We start from the raw sequence: 19,637 nt of genomic DNA, 5'->3' as shown, positions 1-19,637 counted from the left end.
GTAAATAAAATATCCCTTCTGCGATTCATTCCACCAAAAGGCCGATGAACTGTCTATCAAAACGTTTTAGGTTGGGATAGGTGCTGTTCGGGCAGGTACTATAAAGTGAAAAATATAATGGATATTTTGCTCTCGATAACATGTCGATTAGACGCTTTTTTGCGCTAGAGAAAAATAACATCACTATTTAAAAAATAAACTTAAAGAGAAATCTATGTCAAATTTTCAAGAAAAATTGCAAAAAGGCATGTTTGAAGGTCCAATCATGCCAATAATTATAAAAATAGGGATTCCCATTCTCATTGGTCACTTATTAAATTATGCTTACTTAATCATAAATACCTATTTTATTTCATTGATCAATCCGACTTCTTCAGCCCCGTTGGCGGGAACCGGTCTTTTATTTCCATTATTTTTTGTCTTTGAAGCTATCGCCTCAGGTTTAGCCGTTGGACTCAGTACCACAACGGGGCGATTGATCGGCGAAAAAAGATTTAATCATTATCAAAATCTAGGTGTTACAGGTGTCGTCATCGCTTTACTGCTAACCGTGCCATTTATGATTATGTGTTATGCTTTTGGCCCACAAATTATTAATATATTATCAGGTGATAAATTAAGCCTTGAAGCAACAGTCTATAGTCTACAGTTTTTATATTCATTAGCCCCAGGTTTACTGTTCATAATATTATTACAGGTTTATGGCGGTATTCTTATTGGCGAAGGCCTGACATATGTTACTGCAATATCATTTATGATTATGGTAACGCTCAATATCGTACTTGATCCGATATTGATATTTGTACTCGATATGGGAGTGGCTGGTGCAGGTTTAGCTACAACAATATCGTTATTTATGGCTTTTATTTATTTAATCCGCTTTATACACAAAGGAAAATCAAGAATTCCGTTAACATTTAACCTTGCTCACTTTAATGGAAAAATTGCCAGAGAAATCATTCGAATTGGATTGCCTCAGTTTTTAATGACAGCCTCAACTTATATCATTATCGTTGCATATAACAAAATGATCACCAATACCTTTGATGAAAATGCAATGAATGCATGGATATTGGTTGGGAGAATTGATCAGATTTTAGTTATTCCGATGATTGCTATTGCTGGTGCAATGACGGTCTTTATTTCGCAAAATTATGGACGTAATCAACTTGATCGGATTAAAGAAGCTTTAAATCTAAGCTTAAGGACAATAATGATATTATGTAGCATCATTGCAGCACTTTATGTATTACTTTCTCCTTGGTTATTTTCAATATTTACTTCAATACCAGAAGTGATTGATCTTACCAGAAAACAAGTGCTAATCGTATCATTTACCTTTTGTTTTATGGCAATAACGTGGATAATCGCATCATTCTTTCAAGCGACAGGAAAACCCCTACCTGCGGTAATTATCCTTTATATTAGAATGATCATTATTTTTTCTATAGGACTATATTTAGTCTATGTTCAAAAAATGGGAATGAATGGCATTTTTATCTCTATGGCAATCGGAAACCTACTTTCATGTTTATTGTCATTTTTGTGGGTGAAGAAAAGGCTGAAATCATTAAAATTCAAATCAATTTTGGAATAAGTTATTTTCGTCTATTGCTACGCTATTATCTCAAACAATATTAAGCAAATAAGCTAAGTACAAAAGTTAATCAAGTAGAAAAAAGACATATTGTAAAAAATAATTGGGTAGATATTGAATATCATTATATTATTGGAAGAAAAGAATAGGGAAAAATTAATATTTATGAAGCACATCCCCGAATTAAAGTCGAAATTCAATCAGTTCAATAAGATTATAAATGGATGACAATATGAAATTATTAAAGATCTTAATAATACTATTGCTATTAATTAAATGTTTTACCCAAATTCTTATTTGCAAGGATGATCCTACTGTCTTTTTGGCGCTAAAATTCAATCCTCTTTCTGAAAATTATAATTATATTAATTATTTAAGTCACAATAGTTATTATGTTTTGTTTTCTGATGAAAATGAAATGATGGGACAAAATATCATTGATATGATTTATAAGATTCCTTTAATTCTTTATATTTCAGTTTTACTTATACTGTTTTTTTTAAAACGTAAAAATACAAAAGAGAAAACCCTATGAAGCAATTTTTACCACATATTACTTTTTGGGGTTTAAATTTTTTTGCTTTTCCTGTCAGTCGACTTAATAGTAAAAGGAAACAATTTTAAAATGAGAATATTATTACTGATTCTATTGTCTTTGGCTAACATAGCGTGTAGTCAAAAAATTGAGAGTCAACAAGCTGATGATCATGTCACTCCCATTGAATATGATTACGTAGTTACTGAGGTTTTTTTAGAGTCTCCTCCTTCTTCTACTCCTAAGGTTTCTCCTAAGATAGATCTGCAGTCTGATACGCATTTATCTGGTCAATCAGGCTATGCCTATAAACTAAAAATCAGCGATCAAGAAGAATTAATCTTCTTAAATTATATTAAAGATTACAAACTTTATTCAGAACCAAGACTAAGTAGAAATGGTGTTATATCTAAAATCGAAGGATATGAAGGATACGATGACGTATATGCAGGTATTTATTCAATTGATTTTAAAATATCTGAAAATAAACATTATGTTGAAATGGATACTATTAGCAAAGGTTATGTTGGAACATCAGAGGAACTAAACGGGAACTATCAATGTATCATTATCGATATCAAAAACTCAAAAGTTATTAGGTCAGGGGTAGATATGTGTGACGGCGAGTGGAAAGATAATCAATGGATAAGTCAAGGAAAAGTTGAATTTGATGGCAAATGAAGTTTAAGTTCGAAAGAAAGATAAACAACTAAAAAACATGGGAATTTTAAAATGAGAATATTATTACTGATTCTATTGTCTTTGGTTAACATAGCATGTAGTCAAAAAATAGAAAATCAATCAGCAGTGACTCAAACAACCCCACATTTTGATGCTACGGTTTATCAACTTATTGACCTTTTTAATAAAAAGAATTTTAAAGAAATTAACCAATATATTGATAAAGATATAGGTCTTTTCATTGTATATAATGCGAGTACCAGTCCCACAATGAGAAGAATTGAACAATTTAAATCGAATAATAAAATAACTGAAAATACAATACCATCTTGGGTAGACGATGAATTGCTAGGGTTTTCAATATCTGGCAATCCTAAAATACAATATGAACAATATCCTACATTTGATCCATGTAGTGAAAAAGTCACTAAACTAGGTCTGTATGCCAATTCAAAAGAAAAAAATATTGAGGCTTTAAAAATAGCGCTTGATTATTATCATTGGGAACTAAAACACTATCAATTTGAAAAAAATCCTGTTTGGGAGGAATATCAAGCCATTGCCGATAAAATAGCCCCTAAAACAGTTAAAGTTGTCTATATAGAAAACTTTCCAGGTATAATACCGAATCATGAAAAAAATATTTTTATATTTTATCTAACCCGATTAGATAATAAATGGTATTTAACCATTCTAGATTTTTATACTATGGATTGCAGTGCATAAAATGCGTGGTAATAAAAAAATATATCGGCAAAAATTAGACTAAATTCCTATAATACCAAAGATGAAGATGATGAAAATGAAAATAAACCGCACTAAAATTAAAAACTATTTGATTAGTTTATTTTTAGCAATTTTTTTACCATTCAGTTGTAATGCCTACGAAAATCAATATATAGATACAAAATTTGTCTATGAAGAATATGATCGAAATAATGATTATTTTAAATCAAAAGAGTTAGACAAGCTTTTTAATCTTAATAATGAAGACTATTTGCTTCCAGATACTTTTGGTCTTGATACAGAGTTTTATTATGTTCGACCCATTGAAATTAAAGATAATCATAAAAATTATTATATTCTCTTATATGATAAAAATGACATTTTAAGAGATGTGCTCCCCGTTGCTAATAAATATGTATATTCTATTGATGTTCGATTAGAAAATAATAAAAATGGAATTTGTTTGGGGACATTTGATGAAGAAAATGTTTTTTTTGAGATTGAAAAAATTTATGAAGTCACTAAGGAAATAAAATTAAAACCTTTACCAATTGAGACCAAAATATTGGACTGCCCTATACCTGCTGATTATAATACTGAGGATAATATAGGTATGGAAGATTACTTCAAATATGGCGTATTAGGCAATAGAAAATTATAGTTTTAAAAAAGAATTAGTTTTAAATAGTTTTATAGAAAATCAACATAAAAATCCTGAATAATGATATACCAATTTATTGCGACTAAATGATATATAATTATTCAGGATTTTTTTACTATGGATTGCCGTGCATAATATGCGTGATAATAAAAAAATATTCTGGCAAAAATTGTTAATATTCATAGTAAGTTATCAATTAAAAATCCACCTAAAATAAAGCGGAAATAAATTCACTATTATCTGAAATTAGGTATATACTCTCCATAAATTCTGAAAACCGCACTCATATACTGCACCCGTTATTCTATACAAGCGTTTTTTAAAGTACGGGGGAAACATTGTAAAAAATAAACAAGGAATATTGGCAATGAGATTGATAATAGCATGTATAACCCTCTTATTTATGAGTAATCAAATAGCGAATAGCCAACCGATTAATAAAAATAAAAAAGACGATCTTATTACCCAAATTATGCAAGCTCCACTTGCCAGCCCGCCAATTGGTGATAAACATGTTTTATATCCTTTTGCCACACATTGGCAAGATGCAGAAACAGAAAATGAACGTTCGGGGAGTGAAAAAGCTTTTGATGAATTGGCCAGAAATTTATATAAGCAGTCCCAATCAGAACAATCCTATAAGATTACTTTAACCCAAGAAAATTTAAAGCAGATTGTTCAGGATTCCTATGATATCCCATTTAATATCAACGATATTTTAAACCAGAAGATTACAGTTCATGTGGAAAAAATAGCCGGCTTTCCTCAGTTTGATCTGTTTCTACTCACCACCGAGAACCTTGAGTTAGAATGCAACCATTGCGAGTATGGAAATCATCTTGTTTTTCAATCCATTATCTCTATCAGCTCTCATCAAATTGTGGATAGATTAGTAGCCACTTACGAATATGGAAATGATCTGAGTAGAGGCTATCGATTTTTCTATTATGATAATGGGAAAATAATTATTAGGAGATTTGGCAGTAATGAGACAGACAGTGCTGCTAAAGAAAAAAGAACATATCAACTCACCCCCCAAGGCAAATTCATCCGTTATTATGATACTAATGGTTCTTTTCAAAATACAGATCTTAATGTTACAGAGGAAGGTTTAGTTCAAAACCATACTCGCGAGGTGGTATGGATAGAGATAACAGGCAGTAAATATGCGCCTCTAGATATCGGTTATATTTATCTCGAATCGGAATATAAAAATGGTTTACTTGATGGTGTCCGGAAATGTTATCAATTAGACTATCAAAAGAAATTAGATGGTTCTAAGGATCTATCTTCTGCTAAAAAAGGCAAACTTTTGTACACAGAAACCTATAAAGACGGTGAGCTTATCGAACGCAAATTTGTGGATAAAGAAATTGATGAATTGAAGTAACGATAATATATTAAACAAACAATTATTATGCTTATCACCCTCATAAATATGAACGGTGGTAAGTAAACAATAAATAAAAAAATAAACATAACAACTTAAACATCCTATAATGGAAAACGAAAGCCTTCCGACAGAAAATATAAAATCCTCTAACGATCAATCCGAAATAGTGGATTCTTATTCAGCCAATCCTAACCAAATTGTTTATGATTTGCTACATCAATCTGATTTTGATATTAATGTAACGGATGCCTATTTTGCAAAAAAAGTAAATGCTCCGAATAAACCAAATGAATATACCTATTTAAAATTAAATCAAGCCTGTTTGGGTGACAAAATTTATCTTGTAGTTAAATGTTACGGTAAGCCCCCTAAAGGATCTTTGGTTATTAGCATTCGTGAACTTGAAAAAAAAGGTAATGAGCAAAACTTATATCCACAAAAATCTATTCCCTTTTTAGTGAATGGAGTTGAAAAAACCGAACTACAATTTACCATTGATGAGAAAATTGAGTATATCCAAGAGATTGAAATTCGTCCTAAAAATGATAAAGAGTATCAGGAATTACAAAACAAATTAAATAATCTTGAAAATAAAAGTACCCGTTTAACCATAAGAACAGAAATAAAAGATACCAACGCAACTAAGGTAAATTTTAAAGGTATTCTTACAGGTGAATTCGATACGGTTAAGGGTTCAAGATATTATGATTTTTTAATCGGTGAAAATGAAAGTTTTCAAATTACCCCCATTATATGGCATGATCCAATCGATAACCCTCAAAGAACATATTATAATTCCTCAGGTGTTCATAAGGAACAAAATGGAGCATTTGGTATGGTACGAAAATACGCTGATGGTTCAGATAAAGCTCATCAAGGATTAGATATTTTTGCTAATATAAATACACCATGTAAAGCATGTTTAGATGGTGAAATAGTGAGTTATTCAAATGAAGGTCAAAAAGGTTATGGTAATGTTCTTGTTTTAAAAGTTAAAGGAAAAGATTTAAGAGCGTCTAAAAGAGACTATCAACTAGAATTTACTAAAGAAATAGAATCTGGACCAGAATTTGATATTAATGCTGATTATATTTATTTAAGATATGCTCATTTAAACTCTGCTGTATTAACATCTGGTGAAGTAAAAAGTGGAAGTATCATAGCTTATTCTGGAGATACAGGAAATGCAGAAGGTGTAATAAATCCTCATTTACATTTTGAAATCGCAAAAAAACCTTTGGGTAATGGTAAGGGTTTAATAAATAGATATAATCCTGCTTTTTTCGTAAGATTAAAAACTATAAATGAAGAAGAACAAACTAAAGTAAAAAAGGAAAGACAAAGAAAATGAATAAATTAATTATATTTCTTTATATTTTATTATTATTTGGGTGTAAAGGAAATTCTACATCCAACCAAATATCTAAAATAAATAATGACAAGCAAAAATATAGTCAGACAGCTAGAATTGATTTTAATCAATTCAAAGTGTTAGATTCTGATGAGTCCGGAAATTTATTTAAAAGTAAAAAATATAGGTTTACCTACAGTGATACAAGCGAAACCTTTAACCTGTTTACAAATAACAAAAAGATAGGGGTGATCGATTATGCTCCCCTAAAATATGACGGTCCTGGTTTCAAGATCTATCAATATTCATCTTCACAACAATCTCCTTATATAGTTTTTGTCATTGAAGCAACAGCAGATATAGGTACTGAATGGTATAAGGTTATCATAATTAAAAATGAGAAAATCATATCAGATTTTTTAATTAATGAACCAAGAAGTGACTCAAATAGATATTTATTAAAAGAATTTATGTCTATTTCATTTCAAAAAGATACATTTACCTTTAAGTTAAAGAAAAAATTAATAGTAAGTTATTCATATATACCTCAAGATTATCAGCAAGATAAAAATTACATTTATATAGATAAAGATATTAGCTTGATACAATTATCACCAACTATATCCATTGATAGTACTCCATGTCAAAAACCTATAACAGAGTATTTTCCAAATGGAAAATTAAAATTATCAGGTTGCCAAGGGATTTTTAATGGAACAGGAATCCAAGTTGGGTTATGGAAAAAATACGATGAAAAAGGCGAATTGATCGAAACGACGTATTACCACCCCGACGAGTTCGGTAAAGACTACAAAATCATTACGCAATATGAAAAAAATAAAATAATATCTAAAAAAATATACAACTTTGATGATTTGTACGAAGTCGAGTTAAAAGAACTTTCAACTATACCTAAATAATAATTCAATGTTAGGATATTAGTCCAATCAATAGGTTAATCTTAATATAAAATGATAAAAAAATAACAATGTAGATTGGAAATAATGAATAAATTTTTAATACTTTTAATTAGGTTTCGTAACTTCTCCAAAAGAACTAATGAAAGTTATTTATTCCATTTTCATACACCCGAAGGCTCTGACGCTTTAGAGGTGATAGATTAGTGATGAAAAAAATGAGCATTTTTGCTTACCCACATTTGAACCCGAAAAAATATAACACATTGACTTATAATCAAATAGAGATGTATAGATATGAGATGAAGTGAAAAGTTGGCTCCTCCAACAGGACTTGAACCTGTGACATACGGATTAACAGTCCGCCGTTCTACCGACTGAACTATGGAGGAACCGAAATGTAGCGCGCATATTATAGATTTAATCGCTCCATGTCAACTGTTAAATTTTTTTTACTGTATTTTTAACGCATTTATGATGATTCACGATTGTTTTGAATAAGGCTTTTTGTCTAAGTAATTGCTGAGGGTGTGAGCCAAGTTCGCCTTGCGGGATGGGTTGTTTTTGGTAGTATTTGATCCAATAAGGAATAATTTGACCAGTCGCAGAATCTTTGAAATTCATTGGATAGCGCTGAAAATAGTCTTCACCTGATGGGTATTTAAAGGCATAAGTAATTAATTCGCTACAGTAAAATCCTTCATCTTCAGCACGGAAACTATGGTTATAGGGCAATCCTAAACACGTTTTAACACGGGTTAATGCATTTTTGATGACTGAATCATCATAAATGGTTGCGACCAGATTATATTTAGGTCTCGCTAAAAAGTCATTAAGAGGTTGTTGAATCACGCCATGCTGTTGAGTGGCTTCTATGACGATATTATTACCAATATATAACCCAACATGGTTTATCTGTTTGATTATTTCATCCGTGTCGGCACCAGAATGCGTCACTGCGGTATTGAATTCGCTTTCTTCATTCTGGGCTTGGAAAATAATATCGCCAATTTGCATGGTTATTTGCGTGCGTGGTGGCGCCATAATGAGAACATTACGCAAGTTGCAATAATAAATTTAACTGCATCAACACCAACGAAAGGTAAGTAGCCAACTTTTAGTGCTTCGATAAGTGAAATATGCATATATCCCATTAGATAAACGACACCAAATACAAATAAGAGTTGATGTGCACAAGCGAAGGCAATTAATCCTAAAATAAAGTGACGATCGTACCCTTTTTCGGCAGCAAAACCGGCTAAATAAGCACTAAATATATAACCATACAAATAACCTGATGACGGTGAAGCTAATGCCATAATTCCACCGCTACCGTTAGCGAATAGTGGTAATCCCATTGCACCTAAAAAGAGATATTGAAGTATGGTTAATGCACCTAGTTTACGACCTAAAAAAGCGCCAATTAACAATACGGCTAACGATTGAAGTGTGAATGGTACTGGGTATGTGGGAATACTGATATTAGCTGCTAACCCTAGCAGTAGGGCCGCCCCTGTAGTTGCACACAGTTTGCGTTGCCAAGATGATAAGTTAAATAGTGTATTGATATAAGTTGGATAATATGTTGTCATTATTTTCTACCATTAAAAGATAAACAGTAGTGCAATAATAATACAAAAATTTATAATGTAAACTCTTTTGTTTCAAAAAAGTTTACATTATTCTTTAATCTATTTAAACAAATAGTGACGTTATACTAAGTAAGGGTTAGTCATTCGTTCATTACCAAAGCTCGACATCGGGCCATGACCAGGTACAAAGATAAAATCGTCGCCTAATGGAAAAAGTTTATGGGTAATTGATGAGATCAGATCTGCATGATTTCCGCGAGGAAAGTCGGTTCGTCCAATACTGCTTTTGAACAGCACATCACCCACAAACGCAATTTTATCTTGTTTGTTAATAAATACGATATGGCCCGGAGTATGACCTGGGCAGAATAAAACATCTAAAGTGACATTTCCTACTTTTATTTGTTCACCTTCTGTTAACCAGCGATCGGGTAAAAAGCTATCAATATGAGGAAAACCAAATTGTATGCATTGTTGTGGTAAGCCTGACAGTAAAAATTCATCTTCTTGGCTAGGGCCAATAATTTTAACATTATAGTGTTTAGCTAATTCCACCGCTGCACCAACATGATCTAAATGACCGTGGGTAAGCAGTATTTGTTTAATATCTACATTAAGCTTTTCAACCGCTTTTTTTAGTAGTTCTGGCTCACCACCTGGGTCGATAAATGCAGCTTGATTTGTTTCATCACACCAAATAATGCTACAGTTTTCTTGAAAAGCTGTAACGGGAATGATTTGATACTGAAACATATTGTTATCTCCTTGTTGTTTAGTGCCGAGCCGTTAAATTTTGACCATCTTCTTTTGTTAATTGTGCAAAGATTATGCTTGATAGCATAGTTACCACACCCAGTATAACAAAGGATAGCTGAAATGCGTGAATAGTCGTTGTTGAGTTGCTAAATAATCTAACCAATACCGCACCAAAGCCAGTACCAAAACTGATGGCTAATTGCTGATTAACTGCCATTAAGCTATTGCCACTGCTAGTGTTTTCGCCTTGTAGGTTAGCTAAAGTTATACTATTCATTGAGGTAAATTGCATTGAGTTAACGCCACCAATACAAAATAGTAAAATACCTAATATGACTAGTGGTGTGGTTAGATTTAATAATGACAGTAAAAGAATCAATATTCCCGCTAAAATAGTATTTGCAACCAACACAAAACGATAGCCTAATCGAGCCAATAATTTGGTAATAAAAAATCGCGTAAAAATTGAAGCGATCGCCATTGGTACTAACATCATTCCGGCAAACATGGCTGAATAGCCAAATCCAACCTGTAAAAATAACGGAATAAGAAAAGGTACACCTGAAATACCTAAGCGACAAACTAAATTCCCAATAATGCCAATTTTAAATGTACGGATATTGAATAATGAGATTGGAAACAGCGGTGCTTGTCTCTTTTTGGCGTAGCTTCGATAAATAAAGAGAAATACGATGCTAATAATAGCAAGCGATAGCGGTAAATAATATTGTTGGCCTTCATTTAAACATTCAATACTCAGCGTCGCGCTGATGAAGGTAATAACAATAAAAATAAATCCAAATGCGTCAAAAGGCATGTGTTCACCTTTTAGGTTCGGCATATATTTTAAGCTGACAAGTACGCCTAAAATACCAATGGGCAAATTAATCAAAAAGACCCAATGCCAACTTACCATATCAACCAAATAACCACCTAAAACAGGTCCGAGTACCGGTCCAATTAATCCGGGAATGGTGGCAGTATTTAATGCGGATAAAAACTCATTACGTTTAAAAGCCTTAATTAAAACCAAACGGGAAACGGGCACCATCATTGAGCCACCAATGCCTTGAATTACTCTTGATATATCTAAGAATATTAACGAATTAGATAGCGCACAAAGCAATGATCCTAATGTAAAGAGTGCGACCGCCATGACAAACACGTTTTTGGTACCAAATTTGTCAGATAAAAACCCACTTACCGGAATAAATAGTGCCAAGGTTAATGCGTAACAAATTACCGCTGATTGCATATTTAATGGCGATTCATTGAGATCTTTAGCCATGGTTGGCAGCGCAGTATTTAAAATCGAGGTATCAAGCGATTGCATAAAAAAAGCAAAGGCTGCAATCCAAGGTAATATTCGATAGACAAAAGGAGGTAATTCGCGATTCATTTTATTCAGCCTAATGTTATTAAATTGCACGAATGATATGCTTAGCGCTAAGATTATGCTCTCTTACCTTTATGATTGGGTAAGAGAGCCCATGAATGCTATTTTATGATAATTAATTATTAGCTTTTTTCTTATCTTTAACCGGTTTGCCTTGCCAATAACCCGCGAAGAGTGAGCCAGAAATATTGTGCCAAACAGAAAATACCGCAGCTGGCAGTGCTGATAAAGCTGAAAAATAGGTGGTACCCAGTGTTGCAGCTAACGCTGAGTTTTGCATTCCCACTTCTAAAGACATGGTTCGGCAGGTCGATTCATCAAATCCAAATAAACGTCCTCCCCAATAACCACCTAACAAACCAATTCCATTATGGATGATTACGGCAAAAATGACCGTTATACCGACTTGACCAATGAGCGCATGACTACCCGCTACCACTATGCAAATAATTAATAAAATACATAACATTGAGAGTAATGGTAGGAAGCGCTCACATTTTTTTACTACTGAATATAAAAAGTGGTGAACAAATAATCCCAATAATATTGGAACAAGTACTATTTGGACAATATGCACTAACATATCCCATACTGGTACTTCAACAGTGGTGCCGACTAATAGTAGTGTAAGTAGCGGGGTGACCACGACACCAACAAGTGTTGATACTGATGAGATGGTGACCGATAAAGCCACATCCCCCTTAGCCAGATAAATCATTACATTCGATGCGGTTCCACTCGCAACACTACCAACTAAAACCATGCCAACTAATAACTCAGGTCGCATGGTAAATAATTTAGATAAGATCAATGCGGTTAGTGGCATAACAATATAATGCAGTAGGGTGCAAATTATTACCGCTTTAGGTTTGGTAACGACGCGTTTAAAATCATCAATACTTAACGTTACGCCCATGGTAAACATGACAAACATTAATAGTTGTGATGTATGAGGGCGAATTGGAAGGAATGCGTTAGGTAAAAAATAGGCGATTATTGCGCAAAGCACTGCCCATAGAGGAAATAATCGAGTAAGTGAAATAAGGGATTGCACAAATAACTGACTATAGCGTCGAGACATAAGCACCACCTTGTGGCTGAATAATTTTTTAATAATTATATGGTTAAGTTTGATTTAGTATTTCCATTTTATTGATTCTATTAAATAGCGTCAAGGTATTTGTTAGAATTGTGTCGCGTATTTCTATCGGATTTTCAGGACGTAATTGACAAAGAATCTTAAAAATATCGACAATATTTTCTGGTCGATTGATTTGTCCTTGCCGGCCACTTAACGGCATGTCAGGTGCATCGGTTTCTAACACTAAACTTTCGAGCGGTAATTTGGCGATGGTTTGACGAGTTTTATTGGCTCGCGCATAGCTTATTACGCCACCCACACCAATGTAATAGCCTAATTTAACAAATTGCATGGCTTGTTGATAACTTCCAGAAAAACCGTGGATCACGCCACGACAGGGTAAATTGGCTTGATGTAATTCATGATAGATAACATCGTGTGTTTTGCGGGAATGGACTAAAATCGGTAAATCAAACCGCTTGGCTATACTCAATTGCGCTCGGAAAAAATCAAGTTGCTTTTGCCACGCAATCGAGTTGTCATAACGATCCAAACCGATTTCGCCAATAGCGACTATTTTTTTTGAGTGAGTACTAACTTTATCTACTAATATTTCTAGGTCAGTAGGGGAGTGTTGATATATAGGATGTAGGCCAAGTGCAGCATAAAGTTCATGATACTGTCCGCTGAGTTGCAAAATTTGGCTAAAATGATCGGCACATACGGCCGGAATAATTAAACCAGTAATCTGAGCTTGGCGAATGTGGTTGATTGAATTATCTAAATCGGTAACAAAAGCAGGAAAATTGAAATGGCAATGTGTATCAATAAACATAATGCCTCCTATTCTTCGACTTGATGTAATAATACCGGTAATAAAAATCGCTGAGCAAGATGGGTTATTTGCTCAATTAATTCATTGTTCAACTCAGGGTATAATCTTGCGTAATAACTATCACATTCAGCGGAGTGAAATTGTCCACCTTGCCATGCATTTAATAATTTACTGATAGCTTTTTCACTCGGCTCAATTTCTGTTGTTTTTGGATTATATGCGGTAATTAACCAACTCCATGCACTTTGTAATGGTAACAACATCGGTTGATTAATACCTTGTATATAACCGTCAACTAAATCAGTTAGTATTGTTAATGCTTGGTTAGCGTCAATGTGTGAAAAACGCCATTGGTTGTCTTCTCGCCCATATAATCGACTTTGGCTTTTATCTGTATTTAAAATACAATAAATTAAATGGTCAATCCATAATGATATACCATCACGGATAGAGAGATTAGTCGGTCGCCAAGTTAAAATGCCATCTTGTTGAATATGAGTTAACCATCCTTGTAATTGATAATGTTGTTTATCTATCGAAATGGTTAAATTCACCTCTGACGTTGAAAGATCGGTTCGCTCTTTAATGATTTTGTTGGCTAATGGCTGTAATAATTCACATTGTTCATCATAAATAATCTCACCAAAAGCCCCATCTGGTAATTCACCCGTCAATGTCAGGCGTTGATACAAATTATCAGTTGAGTCCTTAGTGATCATCTCATTTAGAATCTGTAAATTGAGTTGATAGCGTTTCAAGCTATCTAGGCTAAAGTTTTCGGCATCGGGTAATGTATCATCTAAATAATTGATATAAAAATTAAAGCGTTTTTGTAAAAAGAATCGAATAGAGTGTTGATAAAATCGCTTTAGTTCATCCAAATTGATGTTATCAACAACCATATTGGTGATATCACTGATAAATGATTGGCTTTCCCCTGCTTTTAAAGCTGCTGGTAACCACTCATCGGCATAACTTCTTGGCTCATTTAAGAAATTTAGCGGATTAAATGGGGTGCGGGTATGCAATGTTTTTAATTTATCTATTAGATGATTTTTTTTAGTGGAATTTTCATCCGTTGCATAATACTGCACAATATAATCCCAAAGTTCATCAACCAATACCGATGGATAACGTTCGCTATCATCTTTCATATCACGGCCAATATAACTGATATAGAGTTGATTTTGTGCCGATAAAATCGCTTCTAAAAATAGATAACGATCATCAATGCGTCGACTACGATCGCCGCGTCTTGGATTTTGTGCAATTAAATCAAAATCTAAAGGTAATGATGTTCTTGGATAGTCACCATCGTTCATACCTAATAAGCAAACCAATTTAAACGGAATAGAACGCATTGGCATCATGGTACAAAAGTTTATTTTACCAACTAAGAATCGATGCGCTAAGTGGTTTTGTTCCAATCGGGTTTGCATGGCATCATGTAAGACGGTTATCGAAATATTGTCGGTAAAATTGGCATTTAAACCACTGCTGATGAGTTTTTCCCACTCTTCTTGGATCATGAGTAAAATTGATTCACGCGATGTATTGCTAACAAAGAAGTCATTGATAAGCTCAATACAGCAACTTTGCCATTCAGATAATGGTTTGTTTTCACTTAAAATATTTAGCCATTTACGTACAGATTTTATAAATTCTGCTAATTGGCCAATTAATTCGGCATCTAATCCTGTAGCCCCATCATAAGGTAATATCTGTTGCCAGCCACCTTGTTCACTATTCATGGTATAACCAAGTAGTAAGCGCTCAATACCAAATAGCCAACTGTGAGCATTTTCGAGACCAAAACGAATGCCAGACTCAATAATCCAGGTATGTAATAAAGTTAGTTGTGGCTCACTTATGGCAAATTTTTCAGCAATTGCTGGGATTTCTAGCAGGTTAAATAACTCTTCGGCAGTAAAGCGACTTTCAGTAAAGTTTAAAATAGCAAAAAATCCTTGCACAATTGGATCGATGTTACGCGCTTTTTGATCGGAAATAGTGAATGGTAAATGACGTTGTCCTTCAGCATTACCAAATACGGATCGAATATAAGGTACATACTTATCAATATCTGAAACCATGACAATACAATCACGTAATTCCAGTGTAGGATCAGCATCAAATGCCGATAATAGATAATCATAAAGTACTTCGACTTCCCGCTGTTCGCTATGACAAGCATGAAATGTTATTGATCTATCTTGGTTATCGATTTCATCTACTGGTGCTTCACGGTAGAGCTCTAAAATATCTTGCTGAATAGCATGTAATAGACAATTACGTTCATTGTCGACAAAGAGATCAATATCCTGCTTATTTTGAAACTCTTGCAATAAAAATAGGTTATCGCGTCCCAATTTTCCCCACGATGTCAGTAGTGGGTTTTGTGTATCCGATATTTCAACAATATCTCCCCAATACCATTTACAAGGGTTGTTAAACATGAGGTGAACATCTATATGTTGTCCAAGTGCGGATAATAGTGATAGATAAATTGGGGGCAAAGAGGTGATGCCAAAAATATAAATCCGCTTAGGTAAATTGTTTAATCTGGAGCGATCAAAGTCACTATCTAACATAATCTCTAACATTTGTTGATAAATGTTGGCACGATGATAGGGTTGGCTAATCGAGATGAGTTGACGCCATAATTCCGCTTGCCATTTCTCATCCGGATGGTTGTTTAATTCAGTGACTGTTTGATTGGCTTCCCATTTGGCTAGCCAGTCTGGGCGATAAACTAAATACTGGTCAAATAATTTTGCTATGCGAGTTGCTAATTGGTACTGTTTTCGTTCTTCTTTATCAATATCAAGATAATATTTGATTGTTTCAAATTCTGGCCGCTCAATAATTTTTGGTAATAGATAATATAAACGCCAAGTCATTGATTCGACATTATAACTATTTTCAATTGGTGCCTCAGGCAGAAGGGCTTGGTATAACTGCCAAATAAATTGACTCGGAAAGGGAAAATCAACATTAGCCACAATACCAAGATCGTTAGCCAATTCAATTTGTAACCACTGCGCCATCCCTTGGCTTTGCACAATGACCATATCAGGTGTAAACACCTGTTCTAGAGGGTCTCTGCGCATTAATTCACTGACTAATGATTTGAGTAAATCGACTTGATTAGAATGATAAATAGTAAACATGGTTACATTAGTTTTAATATAATTAAATTGATTATCGCCGATTGTTATTAATAAATCCAGTTACGTATAGGTGGTGTTTTTTTATATTGTAATAATTCTTATAACATCCAACTCGCTTTTGTAAAAAAGTTGAGGAGTGGGGTTTTTGGGGTTCTAAATTCTGCAATGTTGCCTCAAGTAAATAATTCCGCTTTAAACTATGGCGCTTTTTAGTAGTTCTATTTTTCCATCAAAAAAGTTGAGGAACGGGGTTTTTGGGGTTTAAAATTCTGCTTTGCAATGTTGCCTCAAATAAGTAATTCCGCTTTAAACTGTGGCGCTTTTTAGTAGTTCTATTTTTCCATCAAAAAAGTTGAGGAGCGGGGTTTTTGAAGTTTTAAATTTCACTTAAAAACTTTTAAATGATCAAAATCACTAAATTTCTAATCCAAAACCTCAAAATAAAATTTTTAAGGATCAATCGCTCTAATTTTAAAGATTTGTAATTGTAATATCTTTAATTAAAACATAAGTTAATCAAATATCGGTTAGATCCTTTTTAGATCCTATTTACAAAAGTTAACCCAATTGAGCGAAAAAAAGTGTTGCATCGTGTTTTTCCAATCACTATACTTTTTACACGGTTTTAGCTACTAGGCTAAAATTTGACAGAAAAGTATAAAATTGTAAATTAATCAAAAAATTACTTGACAGGGTAGTCTAAAATGCAATATAATTTTCAACAGCCAACAGCCAACAGCCAACCTGCCAAACCTATCTTTTAAATTCGTCTAAGTCCAGCACCCAGTTTAAATTTTTCACTGAAACTTATTTTTCCACGCAATCAAGTGAAATTCTGCGAATTTTCGCGCGATCCTCTTCTCGATCTTTTTTCCGGTCGTTTTTCGGATCCTCTTTCAGATCCTGTTTTCGATCCTTTTCCCAATTATCCCGGCAGATTGTTTTTTTCGTGGTTCTTTTCCTTCCTTTTTCCAGTCATGCATTGACATCACAGACAACTAGAAATGCGATACAGGGTAGTGTACCTTATCTGACTTTCGACGGTGGTCGTACTCGTGCAGTTGATGCTAACGGTCTGCTTGGGATTACGCTATCTAACGGAACTAAATATACACCTTCAACCAATACTTCATCTTCTTCAGCACCAATCTCCTTGCCCGTTGAGGGTCAGAGTTTTGCTGATATTCGTATGTTCGTTCCTACTGATACTAATTCAGTCGCTTTGAGTTCTCTTATCGGTCCACCTAATAATTATTGGGGGGATGATGATGGAGATTCTGGCGTTAGTGCTACTGGTCGTTTAAGTTTATCTATCGTCGATAAAAACAATGAATCGGTATCACGTAGTACCGTTCCAACAATTTGTAAGGCACCTTATAAGGTTAAGTTATCCAGTACTGATGGTACATTATCTACTCGTTACGGATTTCCTAATCGTAGTACTTTCAGTGCAAGTAATGTGACTTATTACGTCAATCCTAAGGCTTCGCCAGTGGTTTGTTTTGCCAGACCGGATATGTACTATAGTACAGGTCAATATGCTGGCCCTGCTTCAATGTGGGACCCAGCTAAGGGTTTTCTCACACAAAAAACAGATCCTCGCTATTACGGTCAAAACTTTCCTACAACTGGTGCTAATGGATTGTACTTTGATTTACTCATTAGTGGTAGTAGTCAGCCATTGTCTTGGTTTCCTGTTTCTCAGGGTGGTATCACAGTCACAATGTCTAATTCTACTGCTACAAGCGTTCGTGTTACTTTAACTGGTCCTTACGCTACCGAATCCCAGCATAATTCTAGAAATCCTGTTCCTATTTCTAAACCTACTTTGCCTCAGACTTTCGAGTTGGTCGGTCGTGATAGTAATGGTACTCCAGTCGTCAAATATGGTTTTACTTTGAAGCAGTGGTTCGTGAACCGTGGTTCTAAGCGGGACTATTATTCTAGTACATTATCTTGGTGTAATAGTCTTGGTTATCGTCTTGTTAAGGTAAAGGATTTAACCAACGTATTTTGTCCTAACAACGATTCTGACTGTTACGGTTCAGTCGGCGCCACCCCTTCCTCGCCGGGTAATCATATAATGCGTCATATAGATGCAGGTTTTTTCACGGAGTGGGGTCGTATGGGTGATTACTCTAGCGTTGGCTTCGTCAACAATTGGTACTGGACTAGTGACCCGATTGGTATTTTCCAGTTTGTCGTGAGCACGAACAACGGTCGCGTGTTTGGTGACCACTTCTACAGCGGCTACGACTACGGGCTTTGTGCCTATCCTTAGTTCTTATTCCTTCGTCCTTAATCCTTAGGGCGGGGGTGGGAGTGATAAAAAATAGTGTTGAGTCATTAAAAGTAAGCTGACTCAACGAGTCAACGTCGTTTAGCCATAAAAAGCGATTTTGCGGCTAAACGGCAAAAATGCTGGGCACCGAGGTGGTGGTTAAAAATATTGATATTAAAGGAGTAATATAAAATGAATATTGAAGAAAAAATAGCGTTAAGTAAAAGGCCTGTTCAGTTTATTGCCGAAGGTAATTTTTTAAAGCTTTATAATCAATCATTATATGTGGTTGAGCAATTATTGGGTTTTAACTTAAAGGTAACGGCAAAGTATATAAAAAAAATAGACCAAATTATCGTTTGCGGTGGATTTCCTACCCGTTCTATTACTAAACGCTATCCTAATGCCAACCCTAATTTAACGGGTTATGAGTTATTGGGTGATTATGATTTAAGTGGCTATGAGCTATGGTACCAAAAGCATTGCCAAATACCGAAGCAGAAAACACCACAATCCCTTCTCACAACATCTCAAGAGGTAAACGAACAGTTAAACGAATTCCACGATATGAATAAACCCTTAACGGTTCAGCATCTATTATTTTTACAATCATGACAGGCAAATAAATATCCTGCTATGGTAGATAGTGCGTTTATACAGGAGTT

The 19,637-nt window shown here is 34.2% G+C and carries 16 protein-coding genes and 1 tRNA gene; 9 read left to right on the top strand and 8 right to left on the bottom strand.

Translation table 11 applies throughout. From position 1 onward, the window contains the following. Positions 1 to 214 precede the first annotated feature (214 nt). From A9G08_RS11180 to A9G08_RS11145, 7 genes are all read left to right on the top strand, one after another. Entirely contained in the window at positions 215 to 1,597 is a 1,383-nt protein-coding gene (locus tag A9G08_RS11180; protein WP_065563794.1) for an MATE family efflux transporter, read from the top strand. 625 nt (positions 1,598 to 2,222) lie between these two features. After that, entirely contained in the window at positions 2,223 to 2,813 is a 591-nt protein-coding gene (locus A9G08_RS11170; protein ID WP_065563792.1) for a hypothetical protein, read from the top strand. A gap of 51 nt (positions 2,814 to 2,864) precedes the next feature. After that, on the top strand, positions 2,865 to 3,539 hold the full coding sequence (locus tag A9G08_RS11165) for a hypothetical protein (RefSeq protein WP_065563791.1): 675 nt from the start codon (positions 2,865 to 2,867) through the stop codon (positions 3,537 to 3,539). A 67-nt stretch (positions 3,540 to 3,606) separates the two neighbouring features. Continuing rightward, complete coding sequence (locus A9G08_RS11160) at positions 3,607 to 4,200, top strand: hypothetical protein (RefSeq protein WP_218058485.1); 594 nt, start codon at positions 3,607 to 3,609, stop codon at positions 4,198 to 4,200. Positions 4,201 to 4,567: 367 nt separating this feature from the next. Beyond that, positions 4,568 to 5,590 carry a hypothetical protein gene (locus A9G08_RS11155; RefSeq protein ID WP_065563789.1) on the top strand — a complete coding sequence of 341 codons (1,023 nt, stop codon included), beginning with the start codon at positions 4,568 to 4,570 and terminating at the stop codon, positions 5,588 to 5,590. Positions 5,591 to 5,699: 109 nt separating this feature from the next. After that, positions 5,700 to 6,944 carry a M23 family metallopeptidase gene (locus A9G08_RS11150; protein WP_065563788.1) on the top strand — a complete coding sequence of 415 codons (1,245 nt, stop codon included), beginning with the start codon at positions 5,700 to 5,702 and terminating at the stop codon, positions 6,942 to 6,944. Further along, the gene (locus A9G08_RS11145) at positions 6,941 to 7,864 is read left to right on the top strand and encodes a hypothetical protein (protein WP_065563787.1); all 924 of its coding nucleotides are present in this window, start codon (positions 6,941 to 6,943) and stop codon (positions 7,862 to 7,864) included. The genes A9G08_RS11150 and A9G08_RS11145 overlap by 4 nt, the downstream gene beginning before the upstream one ends. 313 nt (positions 7,865 to 8,177) lie before the next feature. On the opposite strand, the gene A9G08_RS11140 is transcribed toward A9G08_RS11145, so the two are convergent. From A9G08_RS11140 to recC, 8 genes are all read right to left on the bottom strand, one after another. Further along, positions 8,178 to 8,253: transfer RNA gene (locus A9G08_RS11140), tRNA-Asn, on the bottom strand. A 49-nt stretch (positions 8,254 to 8,302) separates the two neighbouring features. Beyond that, the gene (locus tag A9G08_RS11135) at positions 8,303 to 8,905 is read right to left on the bottom strand and encodes a YiiX/YebB-like N1pC/P60 family cysteine hydrolase (RefSeq protein WP_081299583.1); all 603 of its coding nucleotides are present in this window, start codon (positions 8,903 to 8,905) and stop codon (positions 8,303 to 8,305) included. Continuing rightward, positions 8,881 to 9,453, bottom strand: coding sequence for a biotin transporter BioY (locus A9G08_RS11130; RefSeq protein ID WP_065563785.1), 573 nt, complete (start codon positions 9,451 to 9,453; stop codon positions 8,881 to 8,883). The genes A9G08_RS11135 and A9G08_RS11130 overlap by 25 nt, the downstream gene beginning before the upstream one ends. A gap of 120 nt (positions 9,454 to 9,573) precedes the next feature. Continuing rightward, positions 9,574 to 10,206 carry an MBL fold metallo-hydrolase gene (locus tag A9G08_RS11125; protein ID WP_065563784.1) on the bottom strand — a complete coding sequence of 211 codons (633 nt, stop codon included), beginning with the start codon at positions 10,204 to 10,206 and terminating at the stop codon, positions 9,574 to 9,576. A 19-nt stretch (positions 10,207 to 10,225) separates the two neighbouring features. Next, a complete protein-coding gene (locus A9G08_RS11120) occupies positions 10,226 to 11,608 on the bottom strand; it encodes an MFS transporter (RefSeq protein ID WP_065563783.1) in 1,383 nt (460 codons plus the stop codon). A gap of 112 nt (positions 11,609 to 11,720) precedes the next feature. Then, a complete protein-coding gene (panS, locus tag A9G08_RS11115; RefSeq protein WP_065563782.1) occupies positions 11,721 to 12,686 on the bottom strand; it encodes a ketopantoate/pantoate/pantothenate transporter PanS in 966 nt (321 codons plus the stop codon). Positions 12,687 to 12,729: 43 nt separating this feature from the next. Further along, entirely contained in the window at positions 12,730 to 13,521 is a 792-nt protein-coding gene (locus A9G08_RS11110; RefSeq protein ID WP_065563781.1) for a TatD family hydrolase, read from the bottom strand. 8 nt (positions 13,522 to 13,529) lie between these two features. Continuing rightward, entirely contained in the window at positions 13,530 to 16,691 is a 3,162-nt protein-coding gene (recC, locus tag A9G08_RS11105) for an exodeoxyribonuclease V subunit gamma (RefSeq protein ID WP_065563780.1), read from the bottom strand. Positions 16,692 to 17,640: 949 nt separating this feature from the next. Between recC and A9G08_RS11100 the strand changes: the two genes are divergently transcribed. Continuing rightward, positions 17,641 to 18,972, top strand: a complete 1,332-nt coding sequence (locus A9G08_RS11100; RefSeq protein ID WP_141673978.1) for a hypothetical protein — start codon at positions 17,641 to 17,643, stop codon at positions 18,970 to 18,972. 192 nt (positions 18,973 to 19,164) lie between these two features. Continuing rightward, positions 19,165 to 19,587, top strand: coding sequence for a hypothetical protein (locus tag A9G08_RS11095; protein WP_065563778.1), 423 nt, complete (start codon positions 19,165 to 19,167; stop codon positions 19,585 to 19,587). The last annotated feature ends 50 nt before the right edge of the window (positions 19,588 to 19,637 follow it).

Source organism: Gilliamella sp. wkB195 (assembly GCF_001690445.1).
In the GTDB taxonomy this organism is placed as follows: Bacteria; Pseudomonadota; Gammaproteobacteria; order Enterobacterales; family Orbaceae; genus Gilliamella; species Gilliamella apicola_E.
This window is presented reverse-complemented; position numbering and strand designations above follow the sequence as displayed.

Excerpts from the sequence above, each read along its gene's own strand:
- A9G08_RS11180 (WP_065563794.1), top strand. The coding sequence starts at position 215 with ATGTCAAATTTTCAAGAAAAATTGCAAAAAGGCATGTTTGAAGGTCCA.
- A9G08_RS11170 (WP_065563792.1), top strand. The coding sequence starts at position 2,223 with ATGAGAATATTATTACTGATTCTATTGTCTTTGGCTAACATAGCGTGT.
- A9G08_RS11165 (WP_065563791.1), top strand. The coding sequence starts at position 2,865 with ATGAGAATATTATTACTGATTCTATTGTCTTTGGTTAACATAGCATGT.
- A9G08_RS11160 (WP_218058485.1), top strand. The coding sequence starts at position 3,607 with ATGATGAAAATGAAAATAAACCGCACTAAAATTAAAAACTATTTGATT.
- A9G08_RS11155 (WP_065563789.1), top strand. The coding sequence starts at position 4,568 with ATGAGATTGATAATAGCATGTATAACCCTCTTATTTATGAGTAATCAA.
- A9G08_RS11150 (WP_065563788.1), top strand. The coding sequence starts at position 5,700 with ATGGAAAACGAAAGCCTTCCGACAGAAAATATAAAATCCTCTAACGAT.
- A9G08_RS11145 (WP_065563787.1), top strand. The coding sequence starts at position 6,941 with ATGAATAAATTAATTATATTTCTTTATATTTTATTATTATTTGGGTGT.
- A9G08_RS11135 (WP_081299583.1), bottom strand. The coding sequence starts at position 8,905 with ATGGCGCCACCACGCACGCAAATAACCATGCAAATTGGCGATATTATT.
- A9G08_RS11130 (WP_065563785.1), bottom strand. The coding sequence starts at position 9,453 with ATGACAACATATTATCCAACTTATATCAATACACTATTTAACTTATCA.
- A9G08_RS11125 (WP_065563784.1), bottom strand. The coding sequence starts at position 10,206 with ATGTTTCAGTATCAAATCATTCCCGTTACAGCTTTTCAAGAAAACTGT.
- A9G08_RS11120 (WP_065563783.1), bottom strand. The coding sequence starts at position 11,608 with ATGAATCGCGAATTACCTCCTTTTGTCTATCGAATATTACCTTGGATT.
- panS (WP_065563782.1), bottom strand. The coding sequence starts at position 12,686 with ATGTCTCGACGCTATAGTCAGTTATTTGTGCAATCCCTTATTTCACTT.
- A9G08_RS11110 (WP_065563781.1), bottom strand. The coding sequence starts at position 13,521 with ATGTTTATTGATACACATTGCCATTTCAATTTTCCTGCTTTTGTTACC.
- recC (WP_065563780.1), bottom strand. The coding sequence starts at position 16,691 with ATGTTTACTATTTATCATTCTAATCAAGTCGATTTACTCAAATCATTA.
- A9G08_RS11095 (WP_065563778.1), top strand. The coding sequence starts at position 19,165 with ATGAATATTGAAGAAAAAATAGCGTTAAGTAAAAGGCCTGTTCAGTTT.